Origin of the sequence: Pseudomonas sp. HY2-MNA-CIBAN-0224 (assembly GCF_040310285.1) — a bacterium.
GTDB lineage: Bacteria > Pseudomonadota > Gammaproteobacteria > Pseudomonadales > Pseudomonadaceae > Aquipseudomonas > Aquipseudomonas helleri.
On sequence record NZ_JBEOPQ010000454.1, the window covers coordinates 1 to 278 of the forward strand.

Below are 278 nucleotides of genomic sequence, written 5' to 3' on the forward strand. Positions count from 1 at the left end.
TGTGAAAGGGGTGCAAATTAAGCACCGCTTCGACATCTTGACCGTCATTGGTCAATGCCATAACCTTGGCACGAATATCACCGGCCAATGCATAGCTGTCCAAAAATATAAAACGTCCCGATGCCAGCTTGATCAGTGAGCATTGGGTACCGATATTTAGGACGCCGCCTATACGAAAAGTTCCGCGTATGTTCCAGAATCCTGAGCCTAAATCTATAATTTTGTCTGTCATAATTATTTCTCCTTAATTGATCAATGATAAACAGTCTCGCCATGGA

General features: G+C 43.2%; 1 pseudogene. It reads right to left on the reverse strand.

Going from position 1 to position 278, the window contains the following annotated elements:
• Nucleotides 1-232 (reverse strand): annotated as a pseudogene (locus AAEZ03_RS27145) (hypothetical protein); the annotation flags it as partial.
• Nucleotides 233-278: the final 46 nt, after the last annotated feature.